General features: G+C 56.4%; 8 protein-coding genes. 6 read left to right on the plus strand and 2 right to left on the minus strand.

The window, feature by feature from the left end:
- The first annotated feature begins 67 nt into the window (after positions 1–67).
- Positions 68–721 carry an HAD family hydrolase gene (locus ABWV47_RS11970; protein ID WP_353312016.1) on the plus strand — a complete coding sequence of 218 codons (654 nt, stop codon included), beginning with the start codon at positions 68–70 and terminating at the stop codon, positions 719–721.
- Positions 722–747: 26 nt separating this feature from the next.
- Here the strand turns inward: ABWV47_RS11970 and ABWV47_RS11975 are convergent, their stop codons facing one another.
- Complete coding sequence (locus ABWV47_RS11975; protein ID WP_353312018.1) at positions 748–1,719, minus strand: alpha/beta hydrolase; 972 nt, start codon at positions 1,717–1,719, stop codon at positions 748–750.
- Between the two features lie 349 nt (positions 1,720–2,068).
- Here ABWV47_RS11975 and ABWV47_RS11980 point away from each other — a divergent pair, with 349 nt between their 5' ends.
- From ABWV47_RS11980 to msrQ, 4 genes are all read left to right on the plus strand, one after another.
- Positions 2,069–3,556: an FMN-binding glutamate synthase family protein gene (locus ABWV47_RS11980; RefSeq protein ID WP_353312110.1), complete on the plus strand. Its 1,488-nt coding sequence runs from the start codon at positions 2,069–2,071 to the stop codon at positions 3,554–3,556.
- 98 nt (positions 3,557–3,654) lie between these two features.
- On the plus strand, positions 3,655–4,557 hold the full coding sequence (gene msrP, locus ABWV47_RS11985) for a protein-methionine-sulfoxide reductase catalytic subunit MsrP (RefSeq protein WP_353312020.1): 903 nt from the start codon (positions 3,655–3,657) through the stop codon (positions 4,555–4,557).
- A 71-nt stretch (positions 4,558–4,628) separates the two neighbouring features.
- On the plus strand, positions 4,629–4,778 hold the full coding sequence (locus tag ABWV47_RS11990) for a GDCCVxC domain-containing (seleno)protein (RefSeq protein ID WP_502959702.1): 150 nt from the start codon (positions 4,629–4,631) through the stop codon (positions 4,776–4,778).
- Position 4,779: 1 nt separating this feature from the next.
- Positions 4,780–5,406: a protein-methionine-sulfoxide reductase heme-binding subunit MsrQ gene (gene msrQ, locus ABWV47_RS11995; protein ID WP_353312024.1), complete on the plus strand. Its 627-nt coding sequence runs from the start codon at positions 4,780–4,782 to the stop codon at positions 5,404–5,406.
- Between the two features lie 11 nt (positions 5,407–5,417).
- Here msrQ and ABWV47_RS12000 read toward each other — a convergent pair whose 3' ends face one another.
- Entirely contained in the window at positions 5,418–6,455 is a 1,038-nt protein-coding gene (locus ABWV47_RS12000; RefSeq protein ID WP_353312026.1) for a LacI family DNA-binding transcriptional regulator, read from the minus strand.
- A 78-nt stretch (positions 6,456–6,533) separates the two neighbouring features.
- Here ABWV47_RS12000 and ABWV47_RS12005 point away from each other — a divergent pair, with 78 nt between their 5' ends.
- Entirely contained in the window at positions 6,534–7,715 is a 1,182-nt protein-coding gene (locus ABWV47_RS12005; protein ID WP_353312028.1) for a phytanoyl-CoA dioxygenase family protein, read from the plus strand.
- The last annotated feature ends 311 nt before the right edge of the window (positions 7,716–8,026 follow it).

Raw genomic sequence — 8,026 nt, forward strand, 5'->3', positions numbered from 1 at the left:
GGCGGCATTGACTTAGAAACAAATAGACTGTGAAAAGGCCAGGTATTTCCTAACCTGGCCTTTTCCAATGACATTCCCCCCAAAGATGGTGCTGTTTGACTGTGACGGTGTGCTGGTGGATAGCGAGCCGGTGACCAACCAGCTCTTGCAGCGAAACCTTGCGGCCCGTGGTCTTGTCATGCCCTACGACAAAATCATCACGCTGTTTGTTGGTGGGACCATTGCAGGCGTTGCGCAGCAGGCCGCCAAGATGGGTGCCAATTTAGAGCCAGACTGGGTGGATGTGCTTTATGCTGAGATGTTTGAGGCCCTCGCCAAACAGGTCACGCCCATTCCCGGCGTACATGACATGTTGGACCGGTTGGACGCCGCTGGCATTGGCTATGCTGTGTGCTCCAACGGGCCCCACGCCAAAATGGACATCACGTTGCGCCGCTGTGGTCTGGCTGAGCGCTTAGAAAACCGCATCTATTCCCGCGAGGATGTGCCGACGCCAAAACCGGCGCCGGATGTCTACCTGCTGGCTGCGGCGCGAGCTGACGTCGCTCCAGCCGACTGTGTTGTGGTCGAGGACAGCCCAAGCGGTGCCAAAGCAGGAAAGGCAGCCGACATTTACACCTTTGGGTTTGTCGCTGACACGGATCCCGCACGGCTGGAACCGATCTGTGACGCCTTGTTTGATGACATGGCAAAGTTTCCAGCCTTGCTGGGGATCAGTTAACCCGCACGCGGCCAAGCACCAGCTGCCTACTTCAGAATGATGGATCTTTGGTCCGGATCGTCGGGGAACACGCGTCCGTTCACAATACATTCAAACATGTGCTCGAAAACTTGGCCCTGTGTTTTGCCATTCCCGTTGGACAGGAAATACATGTGCCCTGTGGGTCTGTCATAGCTGGTATTGATGTCGTCACAATCCACCTGAAACACATTGCGCGGCGTACGTTTGATGTTTTCCGGCCCGGTGTGCCCCAACCGGCGAGACGCAACCTTGTTGCGCAGGTTGGCCGCTTTGCTGGCGCGCAGCGCCAAATCGTCAGAGGCATAGTAAACCACCACATTGCGCGACGCATGGCTGATCAGCTCGCCCGGCTGGCCTTCGTGCAGAGTCTCGTTGACCACATCGGCAGCCACCATAAACGTGTTGCGCAGCAACAGCGGCACACCTGAGGCCAGATCGTACTGATCCCAAGCGGCCAATGTTTGGCGCAACACCCGGTTGCCCATCGAGTGTGAGATCAGATTGATGCGCTTAAGGCAGGGGGCCACATCTGGTTCATTGTCGGAACTGTTGCGCCACTCCATGAAGCGCTCAAGCACGCGGGCAAAAGAATACCCGCTTTGGTCTGCTGATTTTTGATCATCCCAATAGTCCTTCACAACGCCCTTATCGTTGTCACAAGGCCACACCAAAGGCAGTACCAGAACCTCTTTGGGTTTGGCTTCGTCGCAGAACTTCTGAAGCATCGCAGCGCGTTCAAACACCACGTCAGGCAGGTTGTTGAACCCATGAAGATATAAAAGGATTTGTCGGCACTCGCTTTCACGTACCCGTTTCAACAGTTCGCCACTGGTGATTTCCGTGTGATGCCCATCGGACCCTGTTTCGCAATAGAACACGGAATTCGACGGGGCATTGTTGTTCAAATCAAAGGTAAAGCGGCGGCCCTTGCGGCTGCGAATGCTTTGGGTTGGAAAACGGTTTGTGATAAAAAGCATGGTCTTAAATCCGGTCAAAAGGGTTTGGTCAAATGCACAGGGCCATACGTGCGGCTGGGTGCAACCGGCGGGTTGGCTCTGCGTAGAGGTCAACGGGTATCATCGCATAAAATCAGGCAAGATTGCTCAGAGAAAGGCACAAAAAACTGGTGTCATCCTAACGTGATTTGAGACTCTTTTCAAAGTCGGGGAAACCTCCTGATCTTGGGGCTGGTCCGAGGCGTCTCTCTTTTGTCTGGATTTGCAATGTAATACACGACCGCGTGGGCTGTCGTGACTTGCTCTGAGACACGCAAGAGGCCACTCTGTGCCAAACACGCCAGCCGGGAGCGCGCCAATGGAAAACACAATGGAAACAGCCTTTGATGTGGTGGAGTTTCTTGGCCTCGCCTTTGTGTTGGTCTTTGCGCTTCTGGTGGTGGTTGCGATTGTATTGTTTGTCATTGACCGGTCGCAAACCGAGGATGCCATTCGCCGCAACTATCCGGTCATTGGCCGGTTCCGGCATATCTTTTCAGAACTGGGTGAGTTTTTTCGTCAGTACTTCTTTGCCATGGACCGTGAGGAGCTGCCTTTTAACCGCGCGCAGCGCGAATGGGTTGGTCGTGCCGGCGAGGGTAAATCCAACACCGTTGCCTTTGGATCAACACGCAATCTCAACGTGCCCGGTACGCCGATCTTTGTGAACGACCCTTTCCCGCCGCTAGATGATCAATATGCCAAATCAGAGCCGCTTTTGATTGGCCCAACAACACGCACGCCCTTCTTGGCGCCGTCGTTTTTTAACATTTCTGGCATGAGCTACGGTGCGCTGTCCAAACCTGCCATTCAGGCGCTCAGCCATGGCGCAGCTGAGGCGGGGGTGTGGCTCAACACGGGTGAGGGTGGAGTGAGCCCGTTTCACTACGAAGGTGGGTGCGATTTGGTCTATCAGATTGGCACCGCCAAATTTGGTGTGCGCAACGATGCGGGTGGTTTGGACGATGACAAGCTGGCCGAAATCGCCAGCCACAAAAACATCCGCATGTTTGAGGTCAAAATGGCCCAGGGTGCCAAGCCCGGCAAAGGTGGCATTCTCCCCGGCGAGAAGGTCACAGAAGAGATCGCTAAGATTCGTGGGCTCAAAGTTGGCGAGGACGGGATTTCCCCCAATCGCCACCGAGAGATCGACAACTTTGATCATCTCTTGGAGTTTCTGGCGCATATTCGCGATGTGACCGGCAAACCCGTGGGGATCAAAACCGTGGTGGGTGCCGAGGCGACCATGCGCGATTTCTTTGAAACCATTGCGCGACGCGGGGCCGACATGGCACCGGATTTCATCACCATTGATGGCGGCGAAGGCGGGACCGGTGCGGCCCCTATGCCCTTGATGGATTTGGTTGGCATGCCGGTGCGTGAGGCGTTGCCTTTGGTGGCGGATCTGCGCGAAGAGTTTGGCTTACAGGACCGCGTGAGGCTGGTTGCGTCTGGCAAGCTTGTGAACCCCGGTGACATCGCTTGGGCACTGGCGGCGGGGGCGGATTTTGTCACCTCCGCACGTGGCTTTATGTTTGCGCTGGGCTGTATCCAAGCGCTCAAATGCAACAAGAACACCTGCCCCACCGGGATCACCACCCATGACCCGCGCTTCCAAAAAGGTCTGGTTGTGGACCGCAAAGCCCCGCGGGTCGCCCGCTATGCCAAGGCGCTGGTGAAAGAGGTGGAGGTGATTTCGCATTCGGTTGGCGTATCAGAGCCTCGCAAACTGCGCCGCCGTCACGTGCGTCTGGTACAGGCCAATGGGCGCTCCCTTCCGATGAATGAAGTGTTCCCACGCCCCACTGCGGACGCCTGAAACATTTCAATTTGCCCACAGCATCGTGACACCCTGTGTGTGGCGTCACGGCCCTGTGATGCGCTATCACTCTTCCCAACACTGATGGAGAGACCCCAATGGCGCACCGCTGGACCAACACCCTGACCCGAGACGACGTGACCCCAAAGTCCGCGTTTATGAACCGTCGCCAGCTTATGGCGGGGATGGCTGGTTTGGGCCTTGCGTCCATCGCGCCCAAAGTGTCGGCCGCGACGGATCTTGAACCCTCACCGCTGGACGTGATCACGCAGTACAACAACTTCTATGAGTTTGGCACCCGCAAGGAAGACCCTGCCCGCTATGCAGGGGGGCTAACGACCTCGCCATGGACGATCAAAATTGACGGTATGGTGGACCGCCCCGGTGACTATGATTTTGCCGACATCATGTCCAAAATGACCATCGAGGAGCGCATCTATCGCTTCCGCTGTGTGGAGGCCTGGTCGATGGTGGTGCCATGGAACGGGTTTGAGCTCAAAGACCTGCTTGATCTGGCCGGTGTGCAATCCTCCGCCAAATATGTGGCGTTTGAAACGCTGTATCGCCCTGATGAAATGCCGGGCCAGCGCCAGCCGTTTCTGGATTGGCCTTATGTCGAAGGCCTGCGCTTGGATGAGGCCAACCACCCGCTGACGCTGATGGCCACCGGGATTTATGGCAAACCGATGCCCAACCAAAATGGCGCGCCGTTGCGCTTGGTGGTGCCATGGAAATACGGTTTCAAATCGATCAAATCGATTGTGCGCATCACGCTGACGGACAAAGAGCCGCCCACCAGCTGGAACAAATCTATTCCAAGCGAATACGGTTTCTACTCCAATGTGAATCCGCAAGTGGATCACCCGCGCTGGTCACAAGCCAGCGAACGTCCCATCGGCGGTGGCTTCTTTGCCAAACGCATCCCGACGTTGATGTTCAACGGCTATGAGGAAGACGTCGCCGGTCTGTATGACGGTATGGATCTGCGCAAAAATTTCTGAGCCATATGACCACCGCAACCCTCATCTCGACGTTGACCTGTCCCAAATGCGCACATGTACAGAGCTTTGAAATGCCGACAGATGCCTGTCAGTTTTTTCTGGACTGTCCAAATTGTGCAGAGGTTCTACGGCCGTTGGATGGGGATTGCTGTGTGTTCTGTTCCTTCGGGGACGTCCCATGCCCGCCCATTCAGGCTGGCGATAGCTGTTGCAAAGGCTGATATGATCGACCGTCTGAACACTCTGTTGCGCAAACTGCCCAATTGGCTGCTCTACCTTCTTGGGGCGGCCTATCCGGCATGGTTGCTTTATGCAGGCTTCACCGGTGGGTTGGGTGTTGATCCAGTCAAGGCGATGGAACACGCGCTGGGCAAGGCGGGTCTGCAAATCTTGGTGGCGGTCTTACTGATCACGCCACTGCGCCGCTTCACCAAGATCAATCTGCTCAGCTGGCGGCGGGCGTTGGGCGTGATCGCCTTCTTCTATATTGTGCTACACCTGCTGGTATGGATGGTGCTGGATGTACAAATCCTGTCCCAAGTTTGGGCCGATATCGTCAAACGTCCCTACATCATTGTGGGCATGGCCTCTCTGGTGATCCTGCTGCCGTTGGCGCTGACCTCCAACAACTGGTCTATCCGCAAACTTGGCCCGCGCTGGCGTGTGCTGCACAAGGCCACCTATCTGGCTGTGCTGTTGGGCGGCATTCACTACATCATGCAGGTGAAAGGCTTTCAGTATGAGCCATATGTCTATCTGGGTGTGATCATCATTCTGCTTGCATTGCGCCGCTTGCCGAAGCGATCAAAAAAGCCGATCACCAAACCACGGATGCGCCGCGCGACCTGATGCCCCTGCCGCTATGGTTCAGTCAGGATTTGTTGTGGCAAGTTGTCCGGCGTGATCACCTGAACATCTGATGCATGATGCTCGGGTGTGGGCGTGGCCAATCCGTGATGCCCCAAAAACGCGCCAAACACATGGCGCAGATCGACCGTCAAATCATGATGCATCACAAAACTCAGCGCACCCTCTTGGATCAGGCGCACATTGTCCCGGTCCAGATCATGGGCAATGAACACCTCCGGCTTTATGCCTGAATCTGCCAAAGCCCGCAGAATAGAGCGATTGCCCCCACCCATAGAATAGACCGCGCGCAACCCCGATAGATCATCGGCGGCGGCTGTGATCAGCTTGGCGGTTTCAAAGTCTTGCCCGCGCCCCCCGGCCACAGGGACCACATGTAAATGCGGACACCGTTCTGCCAGGGCGGACACAAAAGCGGCCTCTCGGGCCTGTTCGCCCAAAAACAATTCACTGCTGCATGTGGCCAAGACGGGGCCTGTGGCGTCTGGCAACGTCAGGGACAGAAGATACGCCGCCGTGCGCCCGGCACCTGCGTTGTTCAACCCGGCATAGGCAATCCGCGCGGTCCCGGCCAGATCGGTCACCAGTGTGACAACTGGGATGCCTGCTTTATGGAGTTGATTTACCTCGTCACGGATCTTTGGGGTGTCGCGCAATTTCAGACAGACCCCATCGCTGCCACGGGTGCGAATGCGGCGCAATATGGTCACCGTCTCTGCGTCTGTCATCACTTCCTGCAGGATGAACCGGGATCGACAGACGGCACTCCCAAGGTGCGGTGCCACACCATCTGCTGCGCGTTTGACTTCGCGGCTGAACCGAGTGGGCGCTTCGATCACAAAATCAAAAAACAGCCGCCGTCCTTTTGCAGACAAAAGCGCTTCCTGTCCTTCCAACTCTGCAACGGCCCTTTCGACGCGCGCGCGGCTTTGTGGGCTGACGTTGGCACGCTTGTTGAGCACACGATCCACCGTGGCCGGGCCAAGCCCAGCCTGTCGGGCGATCTCCTTTATGGGAAAACGATGAGTCATTGATGTGTTTCTGATGTGTTTTTGGGCCCCAAACAAGGGTTGGCTTTGCCAACATGAGCGCAAGACAAGGAGGACCCCATGAAAAACACCATCAAAAGACCTGCTGGCTTTTACGATCCAGAGCATTGCGATCTGGCCGAGTTCACGGCGCTGATTGATCAATCCATTGACCCTGCCAGTGTCCCAAACGCGACCGGCATCGATAAGAACGTGCCAATTTACGATATGGCGGTGCTGCGTCCCATGGTGGAAGATGCTGCCACCCGTTCGGTGCTGTTGGCGGAATGGGCGCAGGTCCTGCTAAACGGCGCGGGTGTGCTTGCGCTTAAGAATGCCTATGCCAACACATCTGTGTTGGATGAGGCCACCGCCCTCTATGAGCAGATCATCGAGCGTGAGAAAGCCAGCGCCGGGGCAGGGGGAGATCACTTTGCCGCCTCAGGTGCCAACGACCGGATCTGGAACGCATTGCAAAAGCTCTGTGAGGCATCACCGGAAGTCTTCCTGCGCTATTTTGCCAACACATCGATCGCTGCCGTGTGTGAGGCATGGCTGGGCCCCAACTATCAGATGACCGCGCAGATCAATCTGGTGCATCCCGGCGGGGCCGCGCAGCAGGCGCATCGCGATTACCATTTGGGGTTTCAAACTGCAGAGGTCAGCGCGACCTACCCGGCGCATGTGCATGACCTCTCTCCCTTGATGACCTTGCAAGGCGCCGTGGCGCATTGTGACATGCCGGTGCAGAGCGGGCCGACCAAGCTCTTGCCGTTCTCTCAATTGTATCGTGCTGGATACGCAGCATGGTGGCGGGAGGACTTTCGCGCGGTGTTTGAAGCACGACACATTCAACTGCCATTGGCCAAAGGTGATGCGGTGTTCTTCAATCCCGCTCTGTTTCATGCGGCGGGGGCCAACAGCAGCGCTGACATTCATCGCATGGCCAATCTGTTGCAGATCTCTTCCGCCTTTGGGCGGGCGATGGAAACGGTGGACCGCACCAAGATGTGCAGGTTGATATATCCCGTGGCGCTGGCCGCCTATCAAAGTGGTGCGCTGACATGGGAAGAGCTTGTGGCGTCTGTGGCGGCCTGTGGTGAGGGCTATGCGTTCCCTACTAACCTAGACCGTGATCCGCCCAAAGGTGGATTGGCGCCTGAGAGCCAGCAGGCCTACCTGCTGAGAGCTTTGTCGGAGGGCATAGAGATGGACGCGTTTTCTGCTCACCTGGAGGAGATGCGCAAGCGACGTTCTGCGTGAGGCTTTGGCAGCGGGTTTGTTGTTGTATTGTTTTTGGCTGTTGTGTGCCCGCTGCGGTTTTGGCGTTGCGCGTTTTGCGGGGTGTGTCGTTCGTTGTGTTGGGGATTCTGTCTGTCCTGCGTTTTGGACCGATGTGATAACGACGTATTACCGACGTGATACCGACGTTTGTTTTGGGGGTTAACGGTGGTGTGTTGCGTGAGTCTTTGGTGTTTTGGCCGTGAGTCTGTGGATAAGTGGATTGTTTGTGTTGGCGTTAACTGTGTTTGGATTGATTTGGCGGGTTCTGGCGGAAAGTTGTTTGTTTAAGC

The sequence above is a fragment of the Shimia sp. NS0008-38b genome, assembly GCF_040370365.1.
In the GTDB taxonomy this organism is placed as follows: domain Bacteria; phylum Pseudomonadota; class Alphaproteobacteria; order Rhodobacterales; family Rhodobacteraceae; genus Shimia.